Raw genomic sequence first — 26,988 nt, forward strand, 5'->3', positions numbered from 1 at the left:
AACCTGAAACTCCCAACCTAGCGGTGCGGTGCCGCGGGAATCCCACGCCTGAAGGCGTGGGAGGAGGTCAAATCTGCCGTCTTCCCAGCGCCTCGGAGCTTTCTGGCTGTTCGAAATCGCTTCCCAGTCTGTCTCTTCAATCAATCCAAGGCCGAATGTTGAAGGGGCGACCGGCCGACGACGCTAGTATGGAAGCACCGACCGGGGACGCAGGAATTTACGCCCGCGAGTCGTCGTATCTCGACCGATACGTCCAGCTCGGGGAGGCCGGCGACCGGATCATCTCGCTGTCGTTCCCCTCTCAGCCCGAGGACGATGTCAGCGAGAACCACGCCCTGCTTGACCGCATCGACGAGTATCTCCAGGGGGTCGAGGACGATTTCATGGATGTCACCGTCGGTCTCACTGTCCCGACGGACCAGCGCACAGTGCTCGAAGCCGTCCGAGAGATCCCCTACGGCGAGGACGCCACCGTTGCACAGGTCGCGCGGATGACGCCGGATCTGGACGACGACGACGAGGACGACCTTGCGCAGGTCCGGAAGGCACTGGCCGCGAACCCCGTGCCGCTGTTGATTCCGGACCATAGAGTCCGTGACGGACCGAGCGCCGCGCCGCCGCCCGTCGAGCAGAAACTCCGCGCTATCGAGGGCCTCTAGGCCCAGAGCCGGTCGACGCCCAGCCCCTCGTGGACAAGTAGTTCGAGGGCGTTGACGAGGTAGTGGGCGACGACGACGGCGAGTAAGCTGTTTGTCGCGATGAACAGGCCAGCGAGCGCCAACCCCAGCGTGCCGGTGACGACGATACCCACCCGGCCCTGTGCGCCGTGGCCCAGCGCGAAGGCGACAGAGGCGACGATAGCCATCGCCCACGCCGGCGCGTTGAGGCCGGCCACGGGGACGCCGATAGCCGCTGCCCGGAAGAGCAGTTCCTCGACGATAGCGATGACCGGCAAGACACCGCCCAGCAGGATGACCCAGCCGCCGGGCGAGTCCGGGGCGAGCAGTTCCCGTAGCGACTCATCGAAGGTGACGCCGAAGCCGTCTGCCAGCGCAGCGGCGCCCTCGTTCCCGACCCAGAAGCCGATTCCAGCGCCGATACCGATTGCCACTGCCGGCAACCCTGTCGAAAGTGCGTCACTGGTGACTCCAAACGCACTGGCGGGGATTTCGAAATAAAACGCGCCGGCGACTAGCAGCACGCCGAACAGCCCCTGTGTGAACGCGACGTTGGCAAGCAACGCCCCTGTCGAGACATCGCTCGGGGCGAGCGTGTCACGCATCTGTTGTCGCTGGGCCGCCGCCCGTTGCGTTTCGAACCGTGGGATGGTCGGGTCCCTGTCGGCCATTGAGACGCCGTCGACTGTGGATGAGACGCCGCCGTCGGACCGTACGGCTCCCTGCGAGAGCCGTGCGAGACCGAGAAGCGCGGTTAAAAGAAACCCCGTCAGGCCGACGAATGCGGCCCACTCGGGCATTTATTGGGGACTTGGACTGCCGCCCTGCCGGCCGACCTCGTGGTCGAGTGCCTTGCCCGTGATGGACTTGAGGCGGTCGACCAGCGAGTCCTTCTCGGCTTCGCCGGCGAGTGCGACCTCGAGGACTTCTGAGATGTGCGAGACGGGAATGATCTCGATCATGTCCTCGTACTCGTCCTCGATCATCACGTCCTGCGTGTTCGCCTCGGGGATGATGACCGTATCGAGGCCGGACTTGGCGGCCGCCTCGATCTTGTGCGTGACACCGCCGACCGGGAGTACGTCACCCCGGACCGACAGTGAGCCGGTCATGGCGAGGTTCTGCTTGATCGGAACGTCTTCTATCGCGGAGATAACCGCGGTAGCGACTGTGATAGAGGCGGAGTCGCCGTCGACGCCACCTTCACCGGCCTGGACGAACTGGATGTGAACGTCCTTCTCGGAGATGTCCTCGTCAGAAAACTTCTTGATGATCGCCGAGACGTTCTGGACAGCCTCTTCGGCCATCTCCTTGAGCTGTCCCGTGGCGATGACCTGACCGGGGCCCTGTGACGGGCTGACCTCGGCCATCACGGGGAGGACGATACCGCTGTCCTCACCCATGACGGCGAGCCCGTTGACGCGGCCGACCACGTCGCCCTGGTTGACGGTGAGCTCGTAGTCCTTGCGGCGCTCGATGTAGTTGTCCGCGAGCTGTTGCTCGATGGACCGGGAGCGGCGTTTGGCCTGTAGCACGTCCGCTCGCTCGGTGCGGTCGCGGTCCTCGGCGCGGGCGATGTCGCCGGCGACGCGGACCAGCCCACCGAGGTCACGGAACTTCAGGCTGAGGTGGCCTTTGCGGCCGGCGCGACGCCGGGCCTCCAGGATGAGTTCCTGGACGGCCTCCTCGGTGAAGTGCGGGAGCCGCCCGTCGTTCTCGACCTCCTGGGCGATGAACCGGGCGTACTTCCGTCGCATCTCGGGGTCGTCCTCGATGGTGTCGTCCATGTACACCTCGTACCCATACCCCTTGATACGGGAGCGCAGCGCGGGGTGCATGTTCTCCATCGCGTCGAGGTTCCCCGCCGCGATCATGATGAAGTCACAGGGAACGGGCTCGGTCTGGACCATCGCGCCCGAGGAGCGCTCGGACTGGCCTGTGATGGAGAACTCGCCCTCCTGGATGGCCGTCATCAGCTTCTGCTGGCTGCGGATGTCGAGCGTGTTGATCTCGTCGACGAACAGCACGCCCTTGTTGGCCTGGTGGATGGCACCGGGTTCGACGCGGTCGTGGCTCGGCGTCTCCATCCCGCCTGACTGGAACGGGTCGTGGCGAACGTCGCCCAGCAGTGCGCCGGCGTGAGCGCCCGTCGCGTCCTCGAACGGCGCAGTCTTCTGGTTGGCGTTGTTGACCAGCAGGTTCGGGATCATCGCGTCGCTACCGCGCGAACCGTAGCGGAACGCGAGATAGATGACACCGGCCGCGAGAATCCCCAGCAGGACTTGCTGGACGAGGATGAGGGCGTAGCCGATGACGATGGCGATGATGATCCACATGAGGAAGGTCCGCATCTGGTTTCGCTTGCGGGCCTCCTCCTTGTGGGCCTCGACGATCTGTTCCCCTTTGCCGCCGGGGACGGTGCGAACTTTCGGCTCGTTGCCGTCGTCGGGATTGTGATAGACGAGAACGTCCTGCAGCTCCTCCCGCGGAAGCAGTTGGGACATCGCTTTCGCCAGCATCGACTTCCCCGTCCCGGGGGAGCCGATCATCATGACGTGGCGGCGCTGTTTGGCCGCCTTCTTGATCACGTCACGGGCGTGGTCCTGCCCGATGACCTGGTCGACGAGTCGGTCTGGCACTTCGATGTCGGCGGTCGACTCGATTTCGAGACCGCCGAGGAGATTCTCCTCGTCTCCGTCCAGTTCGGACTCGCCGTCAACTTGGACATCGCTTCCGAGTGTCGTTTCGGACGTTTCTCCCTCGCCGCCCCATCGCTCCTCGGACGGGTCGGATGGCTCGTCGGCCGAGGGCTCAGAGGCGGGTTCGTCGGGGTCCTGTTTGGCCCCGTTGGTCGACGCCTCTTCCTCCCCAGCGTCGGATGCCTCCCGGTCAGGGTCGGGAGTCGCGTCGGTGTCGGTGTTGTCGCTCATACAAACGTTGCTAACATACTCACGGAAGGCCTGTCGACTGATATACTTTCTCCCCGTGTCGGTTGTTGCAACACCCCGGAAACCGCAGTACAGCGCCCGAATTGGGTGTGCTTGTATTCCGGCGGTACCGCGTCGTCGGGTTTATCAAACCACCACACCCACTGGGGAATATGCGTGGGTTCTACATCGGTCGCTTCCAGCCCTACCACAACGGCCATCACTCGATGGTCGAACGTATCGCCGATGAGGTGGACGAACTCGTCCTGGGCATCGGAAGCGCCGACGATTCACACACCACTCACGACCCCTTCACGGCCGGCGAGCGAATCATGATGATTACGAAGGCCGTCGCGGAGTACGACCTGACGACCTACGTCGTGCCCCTCGAAGACATCAACCGCAACGCCGTTTGGGTGAGCCACGTCGAAAGCATGTGTCCAGACTTCGATGTCGCCTACTCGAACAATCCGCTTGTCGTCCGCTTGTTCGAGGAGGCCGGTATCGAGGTCCGCCAGTCGCCGATGTTCGACCGCGACCGACTGGAGGGCAGCGAGATCCGCCAGCGGATGATCGACGACGAGTCCTGGCGTGACCGGGTCCCGGCATCTGTTGTGGAAGTCATCGAGGAGATCCACGGCATCAAGCGACTCCAGCACGTCTCAGACAGTGACTCGCTCGAACGATACACCGCCAGCGGCGAGTCCGTCACCGAATCCATCGATAACCTCGACGACTGATGATTACGCTCAGCTCTGATTTCGGATCACCGTATCCGGCGGCGATGAAGGGCGTCATCTGTCGGGCGACGGACGCGCGTATCGCGGATATCGCTCACGATTTCCCACGGCAGGACGTGCGGGCAGCGGCGTTCTGGCTCACGCAGACGCTCCCGTACTTTCCGCCGGCAGTCCACTGTGTCGTCGTCGACCCGGGCGTCGGAACCGACAGAGACGCCATCGTCGTCCGTGCGGGCGACCACGCGCTCGTGGGGCCTGACAACGGCGTCCTCCTGCCAGTCGCCCGCGAACTGGCTGAAACCGAGAACGACGCCCCGGACGCGTTCGAGGTGTTCACCTGGGCCTACGACGACCCGGCGAGTACGACGTTCCACGGGCGGGACGTGTTTGCGCCCGCCGCGGCGGCCGTCCACGACACCGGCGTCGATACCATTGAAACACGGCCCGAAATCGAGCCGACCGACGACTACGTCGACCTTCGGTTCCCGGCAGCCGCAGTCGAAGGTGACGGAGCGACCGGCGAGGTACTCGTCGTCGATGACTTCGGGAACGCCGTGACGAACATACCCGGTGCGGTACTTGCGGAGCGGTTCGGCGGGGTGGTCTCGGTCGACGGCGTTGAGGCTCCAGTCCGACGGGCCTACGCCGCCGTCGACCAGGGCCAGCGACTCGTCACTGTTGGCAGCCATGGGAACGTCGAACTCGCCGTCAACCGCGGCCGCGGCGACGAAGCGTTCGGTGTCAGTACCGGCGACACAGTTTCCGTATCACTGTGATGACGTGTAACTACGAAGGGTTTTAGGCTCGCCGAAAAATCGGTGCTGTTAAGTCTTTTAGGCCTGCCTAATCGACTGTATGCCACAGAGACGCGACTTGCTGAAGACGGTGGGGATCGCTGCGACGGGACTCCTTGCTGGCTGTCCAAGCCAGGGGTCGTCCGAACCGAACACGGCGTCAGCTGATACCGAAGCAGCGACAGAACAGGTAACGGGTGCGGAAACCGACGAGGGGGACGAAAGCGGCGTCTCGGTCGGGCCGATGACCGCTGTCGCGACTGAGTGGAACGTCTACCGGGCGCGGCTGTACGACGCCGTCGCGCTGGGCCGGGCCGGCGCACCCGGTGCCGGGGCGACTGTCGCCCAGAGCGTTTTCGCCCGCTTCGAGGGGGCGTCGGGCGAGTACGGAGCCCACGAACAGCTAGAAGCCACGTCCGAGTCGGCATACGAGGGGTTCGAGGACGCGCTCGGGTCCGTCCAGTCGTCGCTGTCCGAGGGCGACGTGTCCGGAGCCGCCTCGGCCGCAGACAAAGCGTCGGGCCACCTCCAGACAGCGCAGCAGGCCGCTGCCGGACAGCAGGCCACCAGAGTGCTGGACCTGCTCGTGCTGGGTAGTCGGGCGAGCAATGCCGCCATGGCCGGGACGCTGGGCGCTTTCGAAGCGGCCGCTACCATCGCGGAGGAGACGATGACCGCGTTCGAGGACGCGCTGGTGTACAGCAAAATAGAGACTGCGGACGCGGAGTCCTACGAAGCCTTCGAGAACGCACTGGCTGGCATCGGTTCCGCCGCGGGCAGTGAAGACGCGAGCGGTGTCACCGAACAGGCCCGCGCCGCGCTCGATGCGACTGTCACAGGTGCGTATGCGCTGGTCCAGCAAGAGGCGGTCGCTGGTGCAGGTCACCTCGCGACGATGCAGGCCCGCGGCTGGGACGCGGCCGCACTCGCGTCCGCCGGCGGTCCCGGGCAGGCGTACGCGCACACGGTCACGCTGAACAGCTACCGTGCCCGGGTTGCCGATGCGGACTGGCTCGCCGCCAACGACGCGGCCGATGCAGCGTCGACGGCCGTCGAGAACGTCTTCGCTCACTTCGAGGGAGCGAACGCGCACGACGCGCTGGAGGAGGCCGACGGCGAGGCCTACGAAGCCTTCGAGGGCGGACTGGAGGACCTTTCCAGTGCCATCGAGAACGGGAGCGCGGACGGCATCGACAGCGCCGTCGAAACGGTCGATACGAACCTCGTGACTGGTATCGAAGCGCTGGTCGGCGGCGAGGACGCCCGGGCGGCGCTGGAGTCCGCCTTCTTCCGTGCGCGCATTGCGGACGCTCGCGAACTGTATCGCCTCGGCGACGCCGACAGCGCGGCGACTATCGTCTCAGACGTGTTCGCCCGCTTCGAGGAGAACGAACTCGGCTTCCACGAGACGATGGAGCACGAGAGCGAGGACCTCTACCATCGCTTCGAAGAGGAACACCTCGTGGCACTCCAGTCGGCCTACGAGAACGACGACAGCGAAGCCGTGGCGACCCATCACGACGGGGTCCAGCAGGCCTTGCTTGACTTCGAAGCGGCCCTGTCGACGGCTGTCGCCAGCGGAGCGGAGGCGGACTACATGATCGGGCGGGCCTTCGACGCGGCCGGCCTCGCGGCGCTGTCGGAAACCGACCGCGCGGCGACCGTCATCCAGGATACCTTCGCCCACTTCGAGAGCGGCGCGGCGGGCTTCCACGAGGCGCTGGAAGAAACCGACGGGGAAATCTACGAGAGCTTCGAATCGACGCTTTCCGACGTTCGTGCTGCCGCTCAGGACGGTGGGGATGTCACCAGCGCGGCGACAGCGTTCAACGACGAGGCCATCGCGGCGGCGTATGCCATCGCCGGGAGCGCCGGCGGCAACGGGGAGGCCGCGACAGCCATCGTACAGGACGTCTTCGCGACCTTCGAGGAAGCACGGGTTCACGAGATGCTGGAGGAAGCGGACCACGACGCCTACGAGAACTTCGAGGCTGCGTTGAGCGACTACTCGCAAGGGCTGACGAACGGCGACGGCAACCCGACACGGATGGCGGATGCCACACGAACCGGGCAGTTCGCTGTCGTCGGCGCTGTCGACAGCGCCCCGAGCGGGTCCGGAGGCCACGGTAGCGAGGAGTCCGAGGAGACCGAGACGTCGCTGTCCGGCGGCCCGAACGTCGTCGAGGGCGTTCCCGACGACGCCGACCACGTCGTCGACATGGAAGCAGTGGCGTATGCGCCGGAAGAACTCACTGTCAGCGTCGGCGATAAAGTCGCCTGGGAACACGTCGGCGGCGAACCGCACTCGGTCACCGCTGTGGCGGACGAAATCCCGTCGGACGCGACCTACTGGGCCTCCGGCGGATTCGAGAGCGAGTCGGCCGCACGCGAGGGATGGGAGAACGGGGAAGGGGCAGTGCAGTCCGGCCAGAGTTACGTTCACACGTTCGAGACGGCTGGCGAGCACGGCTACGTCTGTATTCCGCACGAAGCCGCGGGGATGGTTGGCACCGTCATCGTCGAGGAGTAATCGACGCTCTACTTTTTGGCTCGCCTAGAAACCGATGGCTTTTTGTATTTTAGGGTAGCCTAAACAATTGTATGCCGGACGAACAGGCCACATCGAGACGGGATATCTGTCGCCGTAGCGAGTCGGGTACTGCCGTCCCTGTCGTCCGCGCAAACGCCGCCCTACAGGAGGTGAGAGTCAGGACGTGACCGGGTATTGACCTGTCAGTCTCGACCATCTTTCGCGGCGACGACCACCGTGGGCATAGCCCGTCGCCGCGCGCCACGAGTTTTTCGTGTCTGTCCCGTGGGCGTCTCGCCCCAAGGACGCCCCATTTCAGGTCCTTTGCTGTGGACCACACCGGAACTATCGGTCCGCCCAGCGGATGGTGTCTGGAGAGTACGAGAACCCATCTCACATCGTCTGTATCAGCACTTTTGTGATGACGCTCGGCCCGGATAGGTCCCGCCGCCAATCACTCCCGTTCATCATACCATTGACGACGATAGCGACGGCGAAGAAGTGATGCCGCCGTCATGCGAACGGTTCGGGGTAGGCGTTTTGAGTCCGCCGGCCCTGGCACTGGATATGAGCGACGAGGAACCAGCGGAGAACATCAGCGGCGGGACCGCTGGCGGCGGCCAGTCAGCCACGTTCGACCCGGAAACGGCTGGGACGCGGGCCGAAGCTATCGTGGACCGCCTCGGCGAAATGTACTGGACGAAGACCTACGGCGGCCGGGACGCCTTCGAGTGCCTGGTCCGGACGATTCTCAGCCAGAACACCTCCGACAAGGCGAGCCAGCCGGCCCACGACGAATTGATGGCGCGGTACGGGAGCGGCGGCGGGGCTGCGAGCGGTGGCGGCGCCGATGCTGACCTCGCCCGCGCGCTGGCCGACGCCGACCAGCCCGAACTCGCCGAGACAATCTCCTCAGCCGGGCTCTACAACCAGAAGTCCGAGCGCATCATCGCCCTCGCTCAGCGTATCTGCGAGGAGTACGGCGGCGAAGCGGGCTTCGACGAGTTCGTCCGCGACAGCGACCCCGAGAAGGTGCGGTCGACGCTGCTCGACATGAACGGCGTCGGCCCGAAGACCGCCGACTGCGTCCTGCTGTTCGCGGGCGGTCGCGGCGGTGTGTTCCCCGTCGATACACACGTCCACCGCATCGCCCGCCGGATGGGGCTGGCCCCGCCCGACGCCGACCACGAGACTGTCCGCGAGTATCTGGAACGCGACGTCCCTGGGGAGAAATGCGGCTTCGGACATACCGCGATGATTCAGTTCGGCCGGGAGTACTGTAGCGCCCGGAAGCCGGCCTGTTTGGACGACCCCGACGCCTGCCCGCTGGCGGGCCACTGCGACCAGGTCGGCGTGTATCCGGCCGCTGACGAGGTCACCGACCCATCGGAAACGGTCTAACGCTTCACAGTACCCTGCAATACTATCGTTGGGTGCTGATATCTGCACTCTCCTGTCAAAAATCGTACTGAATCACGTTTCAGGAAGTGCTTTAGTCCCCCGAAAGTGACAACGTCCGTATGTTCGGACCGGTATCCGACCGTGGGTTAGTGCGCCGGTACTACCTGTACCGTGCCACGATTTCGGTCGGATTCATAACTCCCATTTTCACCTTGTTTCTCCTGCGAACACTGACGTTCACACAGGTCGGTGTCCTCTCAGCGGTCTGTTCGGCGCTGTCAGTCGTCGGCGAGATACCAACAGGCTACGTCGGTGACAGGCTCGGGCGGCGTGCGAGCCTCCTTCTCAGCGTGCTGTTCACCGTTACCTCACTCGCAGGCTTCGTTCTCGCTTCGGGGTTTCTCTGGTACGGCTTCCTCTATGCGCTGTGGGCGCTGGCGCTGACGTTACGCTCGGGGAGTATGGATGCGTGGCTGTACGATACACTCTCTGAACGACTCGATAGCGGGCAGTTCAGCCATATCCGCGGCCGGGGTGACGCGATGCAGAACTGGACTGCGGCAGTCTCAATGGTTGTCGGTGGCCTGCTGTACGGGCTGGACCCGATCTATCCGTTCGTTGCTGCGGTCGGTTTCAATAGCCTCGGGTCCGTCGCACTGCTTTCATTGCCGAAGAACCGGCAGTACGCAGACCGGGGTGGTGACTCTGACTCCGGCGACCGTCTCGATCCGCTGGAAACCGTCGCCGTCATCCGCACGCATCTGGCTCGACCGCCGCTCCGAGCACTGATACTGTACATCGGACTGTTCTATGCCGTGTTGAGCGTTTCTCACACCTACGTCCAGCCGATGGCGGTCGAGACGCTGGGGCCGTACGTCGCCACTCTCGGCGTAGAGGTCCCCGCTGGTGGTCCGATCGCGGCGGCGCGAGCAGGTGAGGCCGGCGCGGCGCTCGCGCTCGGACTGGGTGTGCTGTACGCCGCCCTGACAGCAGTCTCGTCCGCTGGCGGCTACTACGCCGGCGCAATTGAGGCCCGTCTCGGCGTCCGCAAAGCCGTGATCGTCGTGCCAGCCCTGACGGCTGTCGCGCTCGTGGTACCGCTGTGGATTGCGCTGGTGGCACTACCGACGTTCGCGACAGTCCGAACCGCGAAGCCGCTGGTCCAGCCCATCGCAAACGGGTATATTAACGACCATGTCGAGGCGGTCGGGCGGGCGACGTTGCTCTCAGCGGTCTCGATGTCGTATATGGCTCTCCGGACGCCGCTGGCACTTGCTGCTGGGGTGGCGGCGGATGCAACCACGGCGACCACAGCAGTTGCGGCGCTTGGCGGCCTGTTTCTCGTCGCTGGCGGCGCAGTCTGGCTGTTCGGGGCGATTGCGCCTGAGGCAGTGACTGCGTCCGGTGACAGGGCCAGCAAATCGGCATCATAGAGCCGTCGGCAGTCGGCCGGGCGTTCCGACCGGGTCAGGAGTATCTCCCAGTCCCCTCCGAACGACAGCGGACTATCCCGACTACAACGCGGTTCGGTCAGTTTGTAGATTACGCCCGGTGGCCCCAGCGCTCGCCGTCCTCGGCGTAGCGGGCACTCACAATCCGGTTGAACTGGTCGTCGGACAGCGAGATGTCGGCCGCGCCGACGTTCTCGTCGAGCTGGTCGATGGTGCGGGCCCCGACGATGGGGACGCAGGTGATATCCGGCTGTTCGATGAGCCAGCGGAGCGCGACCTGGGCGGGGGTGGCGTCGAGTTCGTCCGCGACGGCGCGGAGTTCGTCGAGGACGTGCCAGCCGCGCTCCGAGAGGTAGAAGTCCTCGAAGCGGTCGGACAGCGAGCCGCGAGCGCCCGCCGGTCCCTCGAAGGCCGTCGGGTCGTCGTCGTCCGTGCGCTCGTACTTGCCTGTGAGGAAGCCGCCGGCCAGCGGCGAGTACGGACAGACAGCGATGTCCTGATCGGCACACACATCGAGGTAGTCTTTCACGTCATCGCGGTAGCCGGCGTGGAAGAGCGGCTGTGTCACCTCGAAGCGCTCGTAGTCCTCGACGTCGCTCTTCCAGAGGGCCTTGGTCAGTTGCCAGGCGGCCATCGTCGACGCGCCGAGGTGGTGGACCTTGCCCGCGCGGACGAGGTCGTCGAGCGTCGACAGCGTCTCCTCGATGTCGCTGTGCTCGTCCCAGCGGTGGATGTAGTAGAGGTCGAGATAGTCCGTGTCGAGTCGGTCCAGCGTCCCCTCGATCTGTGCGCGGATGTGCTTGCGGCCGAGACCAGAGTCGTTGGGGCCGGGCTCGCCGCGACCGTCGAAGGGGAAGTACACCTTCGAGGCGATGACAAAGTCCTCACGGTCGTAGTCGTCGAGCCACTCGCCGATGTATTCCTCGCTGGTCCCGTTGGGGTTACCGTAGACGTTGGCGGTGTCGATGAAGTTGATGCCCCGCTCCCACGCCGCGTCCAGCAGTTCGTGGGCCTCCTCGCGGTCGGTTTCGACGACGCCGCCGGTCTCCCGGCCGAAGCGCCAGGTGCCGAAACACAGCTGTGAAACCGTCGTTCCGGTCGAACCGAGTCTGGTGTATTCCATACCGGAGCCACGCGGGGCTACCCGAAAAAGGGGTTTGGTCGCGGCGAAGGCTGTCCGGTACCGGTCGGTAAGCCACGGTCGCGGAGGTATCGCGCCGCCGTGTTCGGTCAGGACAGACCGCCACGAGGCCTGGCAGCTGCGACGACCAGCCCGGTCACCAGGAGAAACGCCGTCAGCGAGAGGTTCGGCACGGTCAGGCCGAACACCCGGTACTGTATCTGCGCACAACTGACCGCCCCGATGCCGCAGGTCGTCTGGCTCACCTGCAGCCAGGAGTGGTAGGCCGCGATGGCGGCCCCCGGCACCGCCAGCGGCAGCGCCGTCCGGACGACACCGGGCCGGTTCTCGACGGCGGCGACGCCGAGGACGACCACCAGCGGATACATGAGGATTCGCTGATACCAGCAGAGCCGACAGGGGGTCAGCCCGAGGCCCAGCGAGAGATAGAGGCTGCCGGCCGTCGCAACGGTGGCGACGGTAGTCGCCGCGGCCAACAGGAACCGGGCTCGGTCGGAATCGGATCGAGAATCGCCCACAGGGAAGCCAGCGTTTGCTGGCGGAAAAAGCGTTCCGAGAGTCGCCCTCTTTCTCGGCTCCCGCTTGACCGGAGCGCCAGCGCTCGCTTTTTCAGGCCTGCCGCCGACAGCCAGCGTATGCCCGACGATTCGGACCCCGAGGCGAACCTCGAACAGTGGAAGTCCGCAATGCAGGAAGAGCACGCTGAGGCCATCGCAAACCCCGACCCCGACGAGTCCCACCAGATCGAGGGGGTGGCACAGGTCACATATCGGGTGACCTTCGACTACGACGCCGACGAGGGCGCGCTCGAACGGGCCAGCGCCGAGGAGGTCGACGATCTGACCGACCCCGAGCTGCTCTCCTGTACGTGTGGCGTTCGTGGGATGACGCCCGAGGAAGCCCGGGAGCACATGGCCGCCGCTGTCGAGCAGAAGTAAACAGGGACAGCAGGCCCTCTCAGTCGTGAATCGTCACGCCGTCCTGGTCGACCGAGATGTCGAGCAGGCTGGTGACCTCGTAATCGGTGTCGTCGAGCGCTGACTCGCCCTGCTTCCGGAAGACGACGACGATATCCGAGATGTCCGCCCCGATGTCGTCAAGCGCCTCGCAGATGGACGCCATCGTGCCGCCGGTCGAGAGCAAGTCGTCGACGATGAGCAGGTCGTCGCCCGCCTCGATGTCGTTGATGAACATCTCCGATTCTGAGTAACCGGTGGTCTTGTGCAGCGGGACCTCGTCGTCGAGGCCGTAGGAGCGCTTGCGGATGACCACGAGCGGAATGTCCGTCTGCAGCGAGAGTGCGGTCGCGATGTGAATACCCATCGCCTCCGGCGCGACGATCTTGTCCACGTCGAGGTCGGCCGCCCGCGTCACGCCGACGACGACCTCGCGGAGTAGTTCCGGCTCCAGCATCGGGACGCCGTTGCTGAGCGGGTGGACCAGGTAGGAGTATCCGTCCTTGTCGATGATCGGGGCTTCGTGCAGCGACTCGCGGAGCTTCTCCATGCCCCCGTTACCTGAAGCGGGACAATAAACCGTTCGAGGCTGGGCTGCGGTCTGTGCGTTACAGTATCATGTTGTGACTCGGACGGTCCACACAAACGACGAACCGAAAGCGACGGCGTCAGTCCGCCGTCGAGGCCGAACGGTCCTGTTTCGTCTCGAACGGGCTGTCCTCGATGATGTCGCGGGCGGTGTGTTCGCCGCTGATGAGACACATCGGCATCCCGATACCGGGGGTCGTGTAGGCCCCGGTGTAGTAGAGCCCCTCGAGGCCGGCGCGGTGGCCGGGGCGAAGCGGCCCGGTCTGGAACAGCGTGTGGGCCAGTCCGAGCGCCGTCCCCTGCGGGTCGCCGAAGCGCTCGGCGAATTCGCTCACGCAGGCCGACTCCTCGACGACGATGCGGTCGCGGAGGTCCACACCGGTCTGTTTGGCGAGGTCGTCTAGAACGAACTCCCGGTATTCCTTGCGGATGTCGGGGCCGTCGTTGAGCCCCGGCGCGATGGGGACGAGAACGACGACGGCGTGGTGGTCGTCCGGGGCGACCGTCTCGTCGGTCTTCGACGTAACCGACAGGTAGTAGGCGGGGTCGTCGGGCCACGCCGGGCGGTCGAATATCTGCTCGAAGTGGCCGTCCCAGTCCGTCGGCAGCACCAGCGAGTGATGCGCCAGCGGACCCACGTCGCCCTCAACACCGAGATACAACATGAATGCCGACGGCGCGTAGGTCTGGTCGTCCCAGTGGTCCGGGTCGTGGTCGCGGGCAGCGGGGTCAAGCAGATGCTGCTCGGTGTAGGCGGGGTTGGCGTTGCTGACCACGACATCGGAGGCGACGACGCCGTCCTCGGTGGTCAGTTCGAACGCCCCCGCCTCGCCGGCGATGTGCTGGACCTCGGTCCCGGTCTGGACGTCGACGCCGAGTTCGCGAGCCAGCGACCCGAGGCTGTCGACGACGCCGGCGATGCCGCCCTCCGGGTAGAACACGTTCATGTTCAGGTCGACGTGGCTCATGATGCTGTACAGCGCCGGGGTGTTGTGTGGCGCGCCGCCGAGAAACACCAGCGTGTATTCGAGCAGCTGCCGGAGCTTCGGGTGGTCGATGTAGCGGCCCACGTAGTCGTCCATCGAGCCGAACAGCCGCGCCCGCGGCGCAAGCGGGAGGAGGTCGGTGTCGACGTAGTCACGCAGTCGTTCGCGGCCCTCGTAGACGACCCGGTCCATCGCCAGGTCGTAGTTGCGCCCGGCCGTGTCGAGATAGTCAGCCAGTGCGTCGCCGGCCCCGTCCTCGTAGGATTCGAACACCTCGCGGGCGTTCTGGCGGTTCGGTTGCATCGTCACGCGGTCCCCGTCCTTCCAGAACACCCGGTACTGGGGGTCCAGTCGCTCCAGTTCGTAGTAGTCCGCGGGCTCGCGGTCGAAGTGGCCGAAGAAGCGCTCGAACACGTCGGGCATCAGGTACCACGACGGGCCGGTGTCGAACCGGAAGCCGTCCCGTTCGAGGACGCCCGCGTGGCCGCCGAGGCGGTCGTAGCGTTCGAGCAATTGCACGTCGGCCCCGGCGTCAGCGAGATAGCACGCAGCCGAGAGGCCGCCGAAGCCGCCACCGACGACGGTCACCGTCCGGTCGCTTGGGAGGCCATCACGCATAGCCGTTGCTAACGACTACGCCTGAAAAAGGGTTCCTCGGATTCCCAGCGCTTCACAACAGACAGCTCATGATTCAAACCAGCGGTCTGTTCCCAGTTCGCTGGAATCGCTTGCATCGTTTATTGTGAGTTTTTCCCTAGGCTCGCGATATGCCCACGACCAGCCTGGGGTCCGTCTGGCAGCGGCATCGGGACACCGACCGCCATCCGTCGCTCCTGCTTTCGCGGGCGAGCCTGCTGGTACTCGCCGTCACGTTCGGTCTCCTCGGCACCGTCGGCGTCAGGGTTCCGCTCCGGGCCCAGATGGTGGTGTATCTCGTCGGGATGGTCGCGCTCAATCTCCCCCACGGCGGGTACGAGCACTTCGAGAACCTCCGCCGCCGTCGCCCCTCGTTTCGCTGGCGCTACGTCGCGGTGTATCTGGCGGCTATCGGCGGGTTCGTCGGCCTGTTCCTCGTTGCGCCAGTCGCTGGCCTCGCGCTGGCGCTGACCGTCGCCATGGCGAAGGGCGGAATCGGCGGCCTACAGGTGCTGGAAGCCACGAGCGGGACCGAGCACCTCCAGACCCGGTTCCAGCGCGGTCTGGCGGCGACCGTCCGCGGCGGCGCGGTGATGCTCGTCCCCATCGTGTTCTGGCCGGAGACGTTCCACGCGTTCAGTTCGTTGATGGTCGGCCTCGTCGAACCCGGTGCCCTCTCGTCGTACGCAGGGTCATTCGACACAACCCGGCTCGTCATCGGGTCGGGGTACGGACTCGCTCTGACGACGCACATCCTGCTTGGCTACGCCCGCGGCGGCGGCCGCTCCTGGCTTGTCGATGCCGGAGAGTCGCTGCTGCTTGCGGTATACTTCGCGTTCGTTCCGGTCCTCGTCGCCGTCGGTCTGTACTTCCCGTTCTGGTACTCCGCCCGACAGGTGGCGCGGACGGCATCCGTGGAACAAGAGCCGGTCGGCGACGAGCGCTGGGACCTGCTCGGCGGCGCGGACGCCTCGACCGTTGCACTGCGCGCCTGGGTCGTCCTCGTCGTCGGGGCGCTGGCCACCTTCGGCGTCCTCGCCGCCGTCTACTGGGCGTTCCCGAACCCACTGGGGGCGAGCGACCTGCTCCCCGGCGCGGTGGCGTTTTGGAGCGTGTTCATCAGTATCGTCGCGCTCCCGCACATCGTCGTCGGGTCACTCCTCGACCGTGACCGGGGTATCTGGTACGTGCCGTGACGGCTCAGTATTCGGAGACAGCCACGGCGTCAGTCCACAGATGACTAGGTTTCTGTAGCTGGCGAACGCCTGCGTCGGTATGTCCGAGTTGCGCCCCGTCCCGGCGACTGACCGCGAAGCCTGTCAGCGGATGCTCCAGTACGCGTTTGCGCCCGAAACGGGCCCGGTGACGCCGGACCCCGATAGCGACTGGCCGCCGTCGCTGTTCGACCAGCGAGGCCTCTACGACGGTGACGGCCTTCGTGCGGTCTGCAAGCTCTACTATCTCGATACAACCGTTCGCGGCGAAGCGGCGACGGTCGGCGGCCTCGGCGCGGTTGCGACGCCGCCCGAACACCGCGGGCAGGGATACGCCGCCGACCTCTGTCGGCACGCCTTACACGAGTACCGCGAGGCCGATGTCGGGTTCGTCACCCTCTGGCCGTTCTCGACGCCGTTCTACCGCCGCCTGGGCTGGAGCACGGCGAACACATATCGCCGCTTCGATCTGCCGCCGTCGGCACTTCCAGACCACGACACCGCCGGACAAATGGTCCGCCTCGACGCCGACGACTGGGAGCGTCTCCGTCAGGTTGAGTCCGCTTCAGCCGCCGGGACGGCGCTCTCGCTCCGCCGCTCAGAAGCGTGGTGGCGCGAGCGGACGCTCGCCGACTGGGACGACGACGGCGTCCCGTACTGCTACGGTTACGAACGCAACGGTGACCTCCGTGGGTACGTCGTGTACACCGTCGCGGACGATGCCGACCGCACGCTCTCGGCCACACAGTTCGCGGCCGCCGACGAGGAGGCCCGCCGCGCGCTGTTCGCGTTCCTCGGGACCCACGGCGCACAGATAGAGCGCGTCACGCTCCAGTTGCCACCCGACGCCGACCTCCTCCATCGCGTCGACGACCCTGGCGCGGTCGACTGTACCGTCGAGCCCGGGCCGATGGTGCGGCTGACCGACATATCTCATCTTGAACGCCTCGACTGGCCCGATGGGGGCCTCGACTGCACGCTCTCGGTCAGCGACCCGCTGCTCGACCGCAATGACGGTCTGTTCGAACTGTCAGTGAGCGGCGGCACTGCGACAGTCGACCCGCGTCCAGCCAGCGATTCGGCGGCCGACGTGACCGTCGACATCGCGACCCTCTCCCAGCTAGCCGTCGGCACGCACGGCGTCGACGCCGCCGAGCGAGTGGCTGGCCTGGAGATACGCGACGACTCGGTTCGGGACCCGCTCGCTACCGTGTTCCAGTCCGAGCCGGTGTCTCTGGACGAGTTCTTCTGAGAGCGTTCCCCAAGACACCTCCTCCCAGTTGACGTTCACTGGCGAACTTGGGGGCGGAACCGCTAAGCGAACTCGCTGGGAAGGGGCCACTGAGTGTCACCACGATGCCACTAGACGAGATGCAGACAATCGGCGTCCTCGGCGGGATGAGTAGCGAGTCGACGCGGACCTACTATCGGCGTATCGACCGCAGAATCAACGACGCACTCGGCGGGCACAGTGCAGGCGATATCGTCATCCGGAGCGTCAACTTCGCCGCCATCGAGCAGTGTATCCGTGACCAGGCATGGGACAGCGCCGCGTCAATCCTCGTCGATGCGGCGCTGGACCTGGAGGCCGCCGGAGTCGACTTCGTGGTGATGGCGACGAACACGATGCACCGGGTCGCGCCCCAACTGGTCGAGGCACTCTCGGTGCCGTTCCTCCACATCGTCGACGTGGCGGCGGATGCAATCCGTGCTGCGGGCATCGAGACCGTCGGCGTTCTGGGGACGGACGCCGTGATGTCGGGGGCGTTCTACCACGACCGGTTCGCGTCACACGGCATCGAGACGGTCGTCCCCGACCCGAGCGCCCGTGAGGATGTCGACCGGATTATTTTCGATGAGCTGACCGCCGGCGAGGTGCGCCCCGACTCACGAGCGCGGTATCTCGACGTCATCAACGGGCTGGTGGAGGCGGGGGCACAAGGGATTGTCCTCGGCTGTACCGAAATCGAACTCCTCGTCGAACAGTCGGACTGCCCCGACACGCCGCTGTTCGACACGACGGCGCTGCACGTCGAGCGAGCCGTTGACCGAAGCCTGGCGGCCGTCGTGGACTGATTCCCTTGTAGACGGGCGGCACTCCGTGACTGGCCCTGTTCTCGTCACCCGGGTCTGGGACCGGCTCAGTCGGTGGTCGGGGTGTCGCCGTCGTTCGCTCGAATCCGAACCGTCGAGATACGGGTGCCGTCGACGCTTGTCACCTCGAACGCGTGTCCGGCCGCTTCGGCGGTATCACCGACTTCCGGCGCGCGGTCGAGATGACTCAGTACCAGCCCGCCGACGGTTTCGACTGCGTCGCTGTCGAGGTCGACACCGAGGGCCTCACTGACTGTCGACAGCGGGACGCCGCCGTCGGCGTCGTAGCTCCCGTCGCTTCGCTTGCGGATGGCGTGTTCGCGGCCGTCGACGTCGAACTCGTCGCGCAGGTCGCCGACGACGGCCTCGACCACGTCCTCGATGGTCGCGATGCCTTCGAGCGACCCCCATTCGTCGATGACCGCGGCCATCTGCCGCCGGTCTTGCCGGAACTGCAACAGGAGGTCGTTGATAGCGGTCGTCTCCGGGACGACCGGTATCTCGTGGGCGATATCGCCGGCAGTCGTGTTTTCGTTGCCTTCCTCGCCGGCCCGTAGCACGTCCTTGACGTCGATGAACCCGACGATCTGGTCGCTGTCGTCGGCATCGACCACCGGATAGCGGGTGTGTCCCTCGTCGAAAACGACTGCCCGGATATCCGACAGCGTGGCGTCGGCCGGCACGCTCACGACGTCGGGGCGCGGGACCATGACCTCCCGGACGACCGTATCGTCGAGGTCGAACACGCGCTCTATCATGTCGACCTCCGCCGCGTCGATGTTCCCCTCTTCGCCGGACCGAGCCAGCACCCGGCGTATCTCACGCTCGCCGAGCGTCTCGTCCGTTTCCGAGGCCGGCGGGACGCCGAGCAGTTGCGTAAAGGCGTTCGCCGAGCCGTTGAAGACGACGATACCAGGATAGAACAGGTAGTAAAACAGCTTCATCGGCGGTGCGAGCAACAGTGAGAGCCGCTCGGTCTGGGCAATCGCGAACGTCTTCGGTGCGAGTTCGCCGAAGACGACGTGGAGGAACGTGATGATTGTAAACCCAATCGCGAACGCCACGAGGTGGAGGAGGGTCTCCGGCAGTATCGGTGCCAGAACAGGTTCCAGCAGCGCCGCCACGGCGGGCTCACCGACCCACCCCAGCCCCAGCGAGGCGAGCGTAATCCCGAGCTGGGTCACCGCAAGGTAGTTGTCCAAGTCCGCCATCACTGCCTGGAGCGAGCCCGCACCGGCTTTCCCCTCGTCAGCGAGCTGTTCGACAGAGGTGCCGCGAACGCGAACGAAGGCGAACTCCGCGGCGACGAAAAAGCCGTTCAGTCCCACGAGTACCAGCGCCAAGACGAGCTGTGCCGCCGAGAGCGCGAGGTTTACCATCGCAGCCTCCGGACGGCGAGCGGCGGTGTGTTCATACACACCCATCTCTGTCACCGTACTAAAGTGCTGGAATGTCCGCGCCCGTACCGCCGTCGACTCTCTCAGCGGTACGCGGCGCGGACAGTGTCCGCGATGACACCGGGCTTCCGGTAGTGTTTGGTCACCGGGGGGACTTCCCGGTCGAGGTCGAGCATCTCGTAGACGGCGGTCATCGCCGACCGGACCGAGTACTCGACGGTGAACACCACGTCCCGCGGCTGTTCGGCGTACTGTCCGAGGAACGCCAGGTTGTTCGACCCGTCAGGAACGACTTCGGGTCGGTCACCGGGCTCCCGGGGCTGGAAGTGCGCCGTGATGAACGGCATCATCGCCGGGATGCAGGTCACGTCGTCGAGTAGCTCCGGGAGCCGTTCCTCACACTGCAGGTGGTAACACAGCTCTTGGAGGATCTCCCGGCCGGTACACTCGGACATCGGTTTCTCCACGTAGTTCCCCTCGCGGTCCGGGAACAGCGCGTAGCCCCAGAACACCTTCACGTCGTCCGGCTGGTTCGCGAAGTGGGGCTGTGCGGCGACGACTGTCGACAACAGCCAGTTCGACCCGAGGTAGGTGACGAGCCCGTTGCCCGGTTCCTCGTTCGTGAAGTCGACGATGTGGTCGAACAAGTCGGTGTTGTGCAGGGTGACGGTGAACGACTCCCACTTCGTCTCCGTGACGTTGTCCGCGAACACCGACGGGTTGCCGAACTGTGGGTTGTCCTCGGCGATGGACTTCCACAGCTCCCACGACGCCCCGGTTTCGTTCAGTTCGGGGGCCTCGTCCATCCCGCCGATGGACGAGCCGTCGGTCATCGACCCGTTTGTCACGAACACGAGGTCGGACGGCTCAACTGGGACCGACTCGGTGCCGCTGTCGGTTTCACAGTAGAGCCGCTCGACGGTGCGCCCTGTCCGCGACGGGACGATATCCATATCCGTCACTTCGTGGCCGTACTCGAAGGAGACGCCCCTGTCTTCGAGCCAGCGCCGGAGCGGGAGGATCATCGAGTCGTACTGGTTGTACTTCGTCCGGTCGATACCTTCCATGGTGTGCAGGCGCGGGAACTCGTGCAGGAACCGGTACATGTACCGCCGGACTTCGGCGACGCTGTGCCACGGCTGGAACGCGAAGATCGTCGCCCAGACGTACCAGAAGTTCGTCTCCAGGAACGACTCGTCGAACCACTCTTCGATGCGCGTGTCACCGAGTCGCGGTTCGGGCGTGAGGAGCAACCGAGCTATCGACTGTCGATGCTGGCTCGTCAGTCCGTACTCGCCCGCGTCGATCCGTTCGCCCTCGTGCATCAGCCGCGTTTTCGCGTACGAGGGGTGCGCTTCGTTGAACTCGTCCATCACGTCTTTGACCGACCGCGAGTCGTCTTCGAGCGACGGGATGGACTCGAAGAGGTCCCACGTACATTCGTACGCCGGATAGTTGAACATCCTGCCGCCCCGGATCAGGTAGGCCTCGTCCGGGTCGCCAGCGCCGTCCATCGCGCCACCGACGACGTCCAGCTTTTCGTAGACATGGATGTTTTCGCCGGGCATATTGCCGTCCCGTACGAGGAACGCCGCCCCAGCGAGGGAGGCAATACCGCCGCCGACGAAGTGTGCGTCGCGGTCAGTGACGTGTGGGTGCTGGTGGATGGTCATTTTGGGTCACCGTCATGTAGTACTACGCAACTCCCAGCCCTAACCGTTGCCAACATATGTACAGCAGTTTATAAGAGGGGACATCTCGCCGACATAGCCGCGCTCCGGGTAGCCCGCTGTCACTGTTCGGAGCTGGCAATCGTGTGGTCGATCAGCTGGTCCGTTCCACGTCGGAGACGCTCCGAGATCGCGGACGTGGTCGCGTCGAGTTCTGCCGAGAGTTCCGTCAGGTCTGCTCCGCGAGGGACGGCGAAATAGCCCAGTCGGTGGGCTGCCAGCAGCGCCTCTCGTTGCGGGGCGGTGAGTCCGTAGTCATCGCCGCCGTGTTCCGTCTCGCAGAGCCGATGCGGGCGGAACGTGACGCTGCTGGACTGACAGGCGTCCCGGAACGCTTCGAGGTCCGCTCTGTCGGCGAACTGCGTACTCACCTTCCACCCGTGTTCGGTCACGAGCGCACCCATCGGATACGTCTGCCGGTCGACGAGCTGGGTGTACATCTCGACGTAGTCCGTATCGAGGACGACCCGATAGCGGGACTCGACGATAGCCGAGTCCATGGCGACAAACTCCACGACGGACTCGTCGCCGAGCAACGCCGATTCGAGGGCATCCGGTTCGACGCCTGTCGCGGAGAACACGAGTGCCGGCTCCGCGGTCGTTCCGGAGACGACGGTGTCGACGATCAGCCGGGTGTCCAGTTCGGCAGCGACCGCACACAGCGGCATATCCGCGGACTGCAACTCGAACTCACAGATGACGCTCATATGTGTTGCTCGCCCGACCAAAATAAAGGCGTACTGGGGATTCCCACGCGCCGAAACCGACCGGCGAGGTCGGAGCCGCTCGACGAACATCCACAGGCGGAGCAGGCCGAGGCGGTTCACGCTGTCCCTGCAACGCGGATTGCGACTCCATCACTGCTCGTACTGGGACGCGTTGCGCGTTGTGGTGGATACACGCGGCGAAACGGTACAGGAAAACGCGTGTTCCGAACCGCTCCGAGCGTCAGTCTGTGCTCACGCTGTTGTCGATCAGCGGTCTCGGGATCGCTCGGTTTCGTCGACAGCGACGTCAAACTCCGACAGGAGCGCCTTGAGCTGCTCGGCCTGCCCGCTCAGCGATTTGATACTGTCGTTGATCTCCGACATCGAGGCCGCCTGCTCCTCTGCGGCGGCGGACACGCTCTGTACCTCATCGGCAGTGGATTCACTGAGGTCGGCGACTTCCTCGGTCATCGATACCGCTTCTTCAGTACTGGCGGCCTGATCGTCAGTGGTGTCGCTGATCCCCTGGACGCCGGCGTCCGTTTTGTCGGCGTACTCCGACACTTCTGTGAACGCTTCCATGACCTCTTCGACCGCACTGATGCCTGCTTCCATCGACTCCTCAGCGACTCTGGCCTCGTCGACAGTCGTCTCCGTCTGGGACTGGACATCGGTAATGAGTTGCTCTATTTCGGTCGCCGATACCTGCGTTTCCCCGGCGAGTTCCTTGACTTCGTCGGCCACGACGGCAAACCCTTCGCCGTCTTTGTCGGCACGAGCGGCTTCGATGTTCGCGTTCAGCGCGAGCATATTCGTCTGCTCGGCGATGTCGGCGATCAGCTCGACGATGGTGCTGATTTCCGCCATCTGCTCGTCTAACTGTTCGACGTTCTCGACAGTCGTGTCGATTGCCTCCTGTACTCTGCGTGAACTTTCGAGCGCGTCTCTGGCCGTGTCTTCGCCCTTTCGGGCGACGTCAGCGGTCTGATTCGAGTGCTCCGCAACCGAGTCAGCGGACGCAGCTACCTCTTCGATAGCTGCCGAAAGGTCAGTCATCTCTCCCGAGACTGTGTCCAGCATATCGCGTTGCTCGTCGGCGGCAGCCGCGATCTCCTGAACCGATTCGCTGACCTCGCCGCTCGCACGCTCGGCGTCAGTCGCCCCGACTTCGGCCTCCTCGCTGGCGGCTGTGACGGTCTCCGCGAACTCCTGAATGTCGACGATAGTGCGTTCCCACTGTGCGAGCATATCGTTGAACGACGACGCGATAGCCGCCATCGCCTCGTTGTCGGTCTCGCTTTCGGGGAGACGCCGGGTCAGGTCACCGTCCGCGCACGCTTCCATCACGTCACTGTATACCTCTGCTTGCTGTTCGAGTTCCGCCGCGAGCGTCTCAGCCTCTTCCTTTGCCTGCTCGGCGCGGGCTCGCTCTTCTTCCGCCTCCTCCTGGGCGTCTGTTGCTTGCTCACGGGCAGCCTCGGCTTCGTCGATTTTCGAGACGAGTGCGTCGCGCATGCTCCCGATAGACGTGAACAACTGACCGATTTCGTCCCGGCGAGAGCTCGAAACGTCGACATTGTACTCTCCCTGCTCGATGGCAGTAGCGGCCGCAGAGAGCTGTTGCACGGATGTCGCCGTGTTCCGTCCAATCGTTCCACCCACGACGACAACGCCACCGAGCGCGAGCAGGATGAACGCCAGGATATCGGTCCGAATCTGCTCGCTCAGCGCGAACGCGTTCGCCGCAGGCGTGTGCTTGATGACGACCCAGTTTGTGCCGGGGATGGTCGCGTACGCGGCGACGTGGTCGGTGTCAAGCACTGCGTCCTTCGCTGGCGTGTCGGTAAAGGTGCCCTGTTCGGTAGCCGTGCTGATCTCCGGGATGTCGGACTGTGACTGGTTCGGGATGTACGGCTGTCCGACGGCATCGGTGCCGGCGTCGGAGAACAACACCTCAGTCGAACTCGATGTCGGGCGGACCACCTGTGTGAACGTCCCGTCGATACCAGTGCTGAACTGCTTGCTCAGGTCGCTGGCGTCGTACTCGACTACGAGTACGTGTGTGAAGTCGGCGGCGACACTCATCGAACTGACCACTCGCTTGCCGTTCGCGTTCGTGTACGGGTTCGATGAAACTACTGTGTCGCGGCCGATAGACCGAGTCCGGTCGACCCACGGATGTGCGTCCGATGTGACACGCGTTCCGCGGAGCGTTTCGTCAGTACTCGCCACAATCCTTGCCTCCCCCGCTGTGCCGACAGTGGGGTCTGCAAGGTGGACGGCAGCGACGCGGTCGGACTGGAGCTCATCCGCGGCGAGCCGTTCCGTGTAGGCCTGCTGGTCTTCGCGCGTCGCGTTGAAACCGAGCAGCGGATTGTTTGACGCGACGAGCACCGGCCGTTCGTTGCGCTCAATCCACTCGTTCAACAGGCCGGACTCGGCGTTGACCTCCTGTACGAGCTGTTGTGCCGTGTCGTCTTCGAGTGTGGCAGTTGCGTTCCCCTGCACCCAGAACCCGCCGGCCGCGATGAGTACCACGATCACGAGCAACGCAACAGCGAACTTGACGAGGTACGACCGGACTGGCAGCAGCGCAACGGCTTTCACTCGCTCCAGCGCTGTCGTGTCCGAGGCCGCTGACGCTGTCGCGTCTGCTGATTCGTCGTCACCGTCGCCTGAATGTGCTGTAGATTCTTCCATACTGATTCAGATGAAGCCGTTGGCCGTGAGGTGGTCAACAACCGCCTGCTGGCTGCCGACCTCGGTTGCGTGACTGTTCAGCTCTTGCATCGTTTTCGCGTCCGGAATGGCGTCCGGCATCTTGTTCAGCGCCGACACCACGGCGTCCGTCGCGACGTCCTCGTGAACGACGCCGACCGGGTGGAAAAACGGCCAGAAGTTCCGGTCGTCATCGAGGTACACGATGTCTTCAACGGTTGTGAGCCACGCGCTGGTGCTGTACCCGAAGCTGAGATCGGCGTAGCCTTCGTCGACGGCCGTGCCAGCCGCCTGCGCCGACGCCGCCTCGATGAACTCCTGTTCTGCCTCCCAGCGCTCCACATGCTCGCCCTCAAACCCGTAGTATTCAAGCAAAGCATCGAAGCCGTCGCTACGAGTCCTGAATCCGTCGCCAAACGCCGGTCTAATGTCGTAGTTCCCGTCGTTGACGTAACCGGCGAGGTCACTGATTGTCTCGATACTGGTCCCTTCGATAGCGTCCTCGCGGATGAACACGGCCCATGTGTTCTGCCAGTCCGCGCGGTCGAGAATCCGTATCGGGTGTTCCGACTCCATCTCGGACTTCAGCGCTTCGTACTGCTCGTCAGGTGTCTCGAAGTCGGCTTCGTCGTGCTTGGGCGGGTGCGCAGCCCACAGTGACCCCATGTAATCGTAGTACGCGTGGATGTCGCCGGCCTGATACGCTTCGGCGTGTGCAGCGTTCCCGCCGAAGCCGGTTTCGTCCACAAGACTCACACCCGTGTTGTTGGCGAGCAATTCGTAGGCGATGTACCCGAGGTTCAACTGCTCTGTGTAGCCTTTCGAGCTGACAACGACTGACAGCGAGCCGTCGGTCGACCCGGCGGCTTCGCCCCCACTTTCGGCTGTACTTGATTCCGTCTCTCCGCCAGTCGAACAGCCGACCAGCGTGGCTGTTCCGCCAGTTGCGAGCATCCCGAGTAACCGTCGCCGGCTCCCAGTCCATGGCTCTCCTCTCTCATCTATCATTGCTCAACCTGAGCTAATGATAGTCAAAAAACCGTTGCCGAGAATATCAACATTGATAGCAAAACAATAAAACCGTGTACAATTTAGTCCCTAACTGTTGGGGATCTCCACAGAGGGACTCTCTGCAGGAGAGTCATCGCAGTCGCTGTCGTCCCAGATCCAGATCATGTCAGTTGCAACCGAACCACAGAGATACCCGTGGCAAACGGTCGTCAGCGACAGCTACCAGTTGGGGTAAGAGCCTCGGCACTCAAGACTCACAATCTATCCATAGTGAATGTGTTTACAGCGTCTATAGAGTCCACTCATCCCGTTACTGTTCGTCCAGCATCTGGATGCCGCGCTCCACAACCGCCTCGGTCACGAAAAGACTCGTCTCACGCTGGAGTGCTCGCATACGGGATGCCGCTTCGTCTCTGTCGAGCAATCCGCGACCATACCCGAGCGCGATAACGCCGATAGAACCGCGTACTTCGACGCCCGCGTCGGATGCTGTCTCTCGGGCGGCGAGATCGTCGGTTAGAAGAACAACGCCCCGCTCTATTGCGACCGCAATCGCGGCGCATTCTCCGGCGTCCAGTTCCTCAGTTCCGACTCGGCTTTCGTCGGCTTCGACGAGTTCGTACGAGAGGTCGACCACCCCGTCCGGAACACCACCGGCGTCGACCTCCTCGTAAACCGTCTCCGGGACAAGGCGCGTGTCAAACGTCGAGAGCAGTTCGAGTGAACCGCTTTCGGCGAGGTGAATGAGCGGTCCTGCGTCCGAAACGGCCGCAGGCGTCACGCGTTCAAGCCCCAGTCAACGTCTTCCTCGACGACCTCACGCTCTCGCTCCGCTCGCTCGACTTTCGTCCGCCCGACGTGCTCGATGGCTTCCTCGCGGTCGAGTTCCCCATCGAGGTACTGTGCGAGCACGAGGTCCTCCCACAGGTCTTCGAGCCCGCGTTCGAGTGCCCGCGCGAACACTTCGGACTCCGGAAGGCCGCGGGCCTCCGCGATTTCTCGAACACGGTCGGAAATTTCGGCGGCCATACTATACGTTTGCTCGGCACCGTTCATAAATCCGCGTCTGCCAGTCCGGCGCAGCCCTGACCGGGGCCTATGTCTACTGTGGCCACAACCAGACTGCCCCAGAGACAACTTCTACCGTCAAAAATAGCGGCCTCGGCACTCATAGGGCTCGTCACCACCGGGGAGTCACCCCGGTTCGGCCCCGTGAGTCGTCGTCATCGGCCGGCAGATGCTACCGCCGCTGGCGACAAGACGGTTACTCATCGTGGCCACATAGTGGAA

General features: G+C 64.5%; 23 protein-coding genes. 10 read left to right on the forward strand and 13 right to left on the reverse strand.

Translation table 11 applies throughout. The features are described 5' to 3' along the window. Positions 1-155: 155 nt before the first annotated feature. Positions 156-659, forward strand: a complete 504-nt coding sequence (locus AV929_RS17215; protein ID WP_080510095.1) for an MGMT family protein — start codon at positions 156-158, stop codon at positions 657-659. Here AV929_RS17215 and AV929_RS17220 read toward each other — a convergent pair. Further along, complete coding sequence (locus tag AV929_RS17220) at positions 656-1,477, reverse strand: CPBP family intramembrane glutamic endopeptidase (RefSeq protein WP_007188757.1); 822 nt, start codon at positions 1,475-1,477, stop codon at positions 656-658. The genes AV929_RS17215 and AV929_RS17220 overlap by 4 nt on opposite strands. Beyond that, on the reverse strand, positions 1,478-3,607 hold the full coding sequence (gene lonB / locus AV929_RS17225) for an ATP-dependent protease LonB (protein ID WP_064288828.1): 2,130 nt from the start codon (positions 3,605-3,607) through the stop codon (positions 1,478-1,480). 170 nt (positions 3,608-3,777) lie between these two features. Between lonB and AV929_RS17230 the strand changes: the two genes are divergently transcribed. From AV929_RS17230 to AV929_RS17250, 5 genes are all read left to right on the forward strand, one after another. Further along, positions 3,778-4,344 carry a nicotinamide-nucleotide adenylyltransferase gene (locus AV929_RS17230; RefSeq protein ID WP_064288829.1) on the forward strand — a complete coding sequence of 189 codons (567 nt, stop codon included), beginning with the start codon at positions 3,778-3,780 and terminating at the stop codon, positions 4,342-4,344. Continuing rightward, positions 4,344-5,120, forward strand: coding sequence for an S-adenosyl-l-methionine hydroxide adenosyltransferase family protein (locus tag AV929_RS17235; protein ID WP_050036966.1), 777 nt, complete (start codon positions 4,344-4,346; stop codon positions 5,118-5,120). The genes AV929_RS17230 and AV929_RS17235 overlap by 1 nt, the downstream gene beginning before the upstream one ends. Before the next feature lie 79 nt (positions 5,121-5,199). After that, complete coding sequence (locus tag AV929_RS17240) at positions 5,200-7,668, forward strand: DUF5059 domain-containing protein (protein ID WP_064288830.1); 2,469 nt, start codon at positions 5,200-5,202, stop codon at positions 7,666-7,668. 567 nt (positions 7,669-8,235) lie between these two features. Continuing rightward, a complete protein-coding gene (gene nth, locus AV929_RS17245; protein WP_064288831.1) occupies positions 8,236-9,069 on the forward strand; it encodes an endonuclease III in 834 nt (277 codons plus the stop codon). Positions 9,070-9,188: 119 nt separating this feature from the next. Continuing rightward, positions 9,189-10,502, forward strand: a complete 1,314-nt coding sequence (locus AV929_RS17250; protein WP_064288832.1) for an MFS transporter — start codon at positions 9,189-9,191, stop codon at positions 10,500-10,502. 109 nt (positions 10,503-10,611) lie between these two features. On the opposite strand, the gene AV929_RS17255 is transcribed toward AV929_RS17250, so the two are convergent. Both AV929_RS17255 and AV929_RS17260 read right to left on the reverse strand, forming a co-directional pair. Continuing rightward, positions 10,612-11,643 (reverse strand): aldo/keto reductase, encoded by a 1,032-nt coding sequence (locus AV929_RS17255; RefSeq protein ID WP_064288833.1) that lies wholly within the window; start codon positions 11,641-11,643, stop codon positions 10,612-10,614. Between the two features lie 107 nt (positions 11,644-11,750). Next, on the reverse strand, positions 11,751-12,179 hold the full coding sequence (locus AV929_RS17260; RefSeq protein WP_064288834.1) for a disulfide bond formation protein B: 429 nt from the start codon (positions 12,177-12,179) through the stop codon (positions 11,751-11,753). Positions 12,180-12,296: 117 nt separating this feature from the next. Here AV929_RS17260 and AV929_RS17265 point away from each other — a divergent pair, with 117 nt between their 5' ends. Further along, on the forward strand, positions 12,297-12,599 hold the full coding sequence (locus AV929_RS17265; protein WP_064288835.1) for a hypothetical protein: 303 nt from the start codon (positions 12,297-12,299) through the stop codon (positions 12,597-12,599). 19 nt (positions 12,600-12,618) lie between these two features. Here the strand turns inward: AV929_RS17265 and hpt are convergent, their stop codons facing one another. Next, the gene (gene hpt, locus AV929_RS17270) at positions 12,619-13,167 is read right to left on the reverse strand and encodes a hypoxanthine/guanine phosphoribosyltransferase (protein WP_064288836.1); all 549 of its coding nucleotides are present in this window, start codon (positions 13,165-13,167) and stop codon (positions 12,619-12,621) included. 118 nt (positions 13,168-13,285) lie between these two features. Continuing rightward, positions 13,286-14,809, reverse strand: coding sequence for an NAD(P)/FAD-dependent oxidoreductase (locus AV929_RS17275; RefSeq protein WP_064288837.1), 1,524 nt, complete (start codon positions 14,807-14,809; stop codon positions 13,286-13,288). 149 nt (positions 14,810-14,958) lie between these two features. Here AV929_RS17275 and AV929_RS17280 point away from each other — a divergent pair, with 149 nt between their 5' ends. The 3 genes from AV929_RS17280 (at position 14,959) to AV929_RS17290 (ending at position 18,117) form a co-directional block, all read left to right on the forward strand. After that, positions 14,959-16,023, forward strand: coding sequence for a Brp/Blh family beta-carotene 15,15'-dioxygenase (locus AV929_RS17280; RefSeq protein ID WP_064288838.1), 1,065 nt, complete (start codon positions 14,959-14,961; stop codon positions 16,021-16,023). Between the two features lie 79 nt (positions 16,024-16,102). Next, positions 16,103-17,293 carry an enhanced intracellular survival protein Eis gene (eis, locus tag AV929_RS17285; RefSeq protein ID WP_064288839.1) on the forward strand — a complete coding sequence of 397 codons (1,191 nt, stop codon included), beginning with the start codon at positions 16,103-16,105 and terminating at the stop codon, positions 17,291-17,293. 104 nt (positions 17,294-17,397) lie between these two features. Next, complete coding sequence (locus AV929_RS17290; RefSeq protein ID WP_064288840.1) at positions 17,398-18,117, forward strand: aspartate/glutamate racemase family protein; 720 nt, start codon at positions 17,398-17,400, stop codon at positions 18,115-18,117. A gap of 65 nt (positions 18,118-18,182) precedes the next feature. Here the strand turns inward: AV929_RS17290 and AV929_RS17295 are convergent, their stop codons facing one another. From AV929_RS17295 to AV929_RS17325, 7 genes are all read right to left on the reverse strand, one after another. Next, positions 18,183-19,559, reverse strand: coding sequence for a hemolysin family protein (locus AV929_RS17295; protein ID WP_050036958.1), 1,377 nt, complete (start codon positions 19,557-19,559; stop codon positions 18,183-18,185). A 56-nt stretch (positions 19,560-19,615) separates the two neighbouring features. After that, positions 19,616-21,205, reverse strand: coding sequence for an oleate hydratase (locus AV929_RS17300; RefSeq protein WP_064288841.1), 1,590 nt, complete (start codon positions 21,203-21,205; stop codon positions 19,616-19,618). A 119-nt stretch (positions 21,206-21,324) separates the two neighbouring features. Continuing rightward, positions 21,325-21,969: a helix-turn-helix domain-containing protein gene (locus AV929_RS17305; RefSeq protein WP_050036956.1), complete on the reverse strand. Its 645-nt coding sequence runs from the start codon at positions 21,967-21,969 to the stop codon at positions 21,325-21,327. A gap of 267 nt (positions 21,970-22,236) precedes the next feature. Further along, the gene (locus AV929_RS17310) at positions 22,237-24,669 is read right to left on the reverse strand and encodes a methyl-accepting chemotaxis protein (RefSeq protein WP_050036955.1); all 2,433 of its coding nucleotides are present in this window, start codon (positions 24,667-24,669) and stop codon (positions 22,237-22,239) included. Between the two features lie 6 nt (positions 24,670-24,675). After that, positions 24,676-25,695, reverse strand: a complete 1,020-nt coding sequence (locus AV929_RS17315) for a glycine betaine ABC transporter substrate-binding protein (protein ID WP_044951992.1) — start codon at positions 25,693-25,695, stop codon at positions 24,676-24,678. 313 nt (positions 25,696-26,008) lie between these two features. Continuing rightward, entirely contained in the window at positions 26,009-26,479 is a 471-nt protein-coding gene (locus AV929_RS17320) for a hypothetical protein (RefSeq protein WP_064288842.1), read from the reverse strand. After that, positions 26,476-26,727 (reverse strand): hypothetical protein, encoded by a 252-nt coding sequence (locus AV929_RS17325; RefSeq protein WP_014041097.1) that lies wholly within the window; start codon positions 26,725-26,727, stop codon positions 26,476-26,478. Before AV929_RS17325 ends, AV929_RS17320 begins: the two co-directional genes overlap by 4 nt. Between the last annotated feature and the right edge of the window lie 261 nt (positions 26,728-26,988).

Source organism: Haloarcula sp. K1 (assembly GCF_001647155.1).
Taxonomy (GTDB): Archaea; Halobacteriota; Halobacteria; order Halobacteriales; family Haloarculaceae; genus Haloarcula; species Haloarcula hispanica.

What these genes read in the sequence shown, in the direction of transcription:
- AV929_RS17215 (WP_080510095.1), top strand. Translation starts at nt 156, where the DNA reads ATGTTGAAGGGGCGACCGGCCGACGACGCTAGTATGGAAGCACCGACC.
- AV929_RS17220 (WP_007188757.1), bottom strand. Translation starts at nt 1,477, where the DNA reads ATGCCCGAGTGGGCCGCATTCGTCGGCCTGACGGGGTTTCTTTTAACC.
- lonB (WP_064288828.1), bottom strand. Translation starts at nt 3,607, where the DNA reads ATGAGCGACAACACCGACACCGACGCGACTCCCGACCCTGACCGGGAG.
- AV929_RS17230 (WP_064288829.1), top strand. Translation starts at nt 3,778, where the DNA reads ATGCGTGGGTTCTACATCGGTCGCTTCCAGCCCTACCACAACGGCCAT.
- AV929_RS17235 (WP_050036966.1), top strand. Translation starts at nt 4,344, where the DNA reads ATGATTACGCTCAGCTCTGATTTCGGATCACCGTATCCGGCGGCGATG.
- AV929_RS17240 (WP_064288830.1), top strand. Translation starts at nt 5,200, where the DNA reads ATGCCACAGAGACGCGACTTGCTGAAGACGGTGGGGATCGCTGCGACG.
- nth (WP_064288831.1), top strand. Translation starts at nt 8,236, where the DNA reads ATGAGCGACGAGGAACCAGCGGAGAACATCAGCGGCGGGACCGCTGGC.
- AV929_RS17250 (WP_064288832.1), top strand. Translation starts at nt 9,189, where the DNA reads ATGTTCGGACCGGTATCCGACCGTGGGTTAGTGCGCCGGTACTACCTG.
- AV929_RS17255 (WP_064288833.1), bottom strand. Translation starts at nt 11,643, where the DNA reads ATGGAATACACCAGACTCGGTTCGACCGGAACGACGGTTTCACAGCTG.
- AV929_RS17265 (WP_064288835.1), top strand. Translation starts at nt 12,297, where the DNA reads ATGCCCGACGATTCGGACCCCGAGGCGAACCTCGAACAGTGGAAGTCC.
- hpt (WP_064288836.1), bottom strand. Translation starts at nt 13,167, where the DNA reads ATGGAGAAGCTCCGCGAGTCGCTGCACGAAGCCCCGATCATCGACAAG.
- AV929_RS17275 (WP_064288837.1), bottom strand. Translation starts at nt 14,809, where the DNA reads ATGCGTGATGGCCTCCCAAGCGACCGGACGGTGACCGTCGTCGGTGGC.
- AV929_RS17280 (WP_064288838.1), top strand. Translation starts at nt 14,959, where the DNA reads ATGCCCACGACCAGCCTGGGGTCCGTCTGGCAGCGGCATCGGGACACC.
- eis (WP_064288839.1), top strand. Translation starts at nt 16,103, where the DNA reads ATGTCCGAGTTGCGCCCCGTCCCGGCGACTGACCGCGAAGCCTGTCAG.
- AV929_RS17290 (WP_064288840.1), top strand. Translation starts at nt 17,398, where the DNA reads ATGCCACTAGACGAGATGCAGACAATCGGCGTCCTCGGCGGGATGAGT.
- AV929_RS17295 (WP_050036958.1), bottom strand. Translation starts at nt 19,559, where the DNA reads ATGGGTGTGTATGAACACACCGCCGCTCGCCGTCCGGAGGCTGCGATG.
- AV929_RS17300 (WP_064288841.1), bottom strand. Translation starts at nt 21,205, where the DNA reads ATGACCATCCACCAGCACCCACACGTCACTGACCGCGACGCACACTTC.
- AV929_RS17305 (WP_050036956.1), bottom strand. Translation starts at nt 21,969, where the DNA reads ATGAGCGTCATCTGTGAGTTCGAGTTGCAGTCCGCGGATATGCCGCTG.
- AV929_RS17310 (WP_050036955.1), bottom strand. Translation starts at nt 24,669, where the DNA reads ATGGAAGAATCTACAGCACATTCAGGCGACGGTGACGACGAATCAGCA.
- AV929_RS17315 (WP_044951992.1), bottom strand. Translation starts at nt 25,695, where the DNA reads ATGATAGATGAGAGAGGAGAGCCATGGACTGGGAGCCGGCGACGGTTA.
- AV929_RS17325 (WP_014041097.1), bottom strand. Translation starts at nt 26,727, where the DNA reads ATGGCCGCCGAAATTTCCGACCGTGTTCGAGAAATCGCGGAGGCCCGC.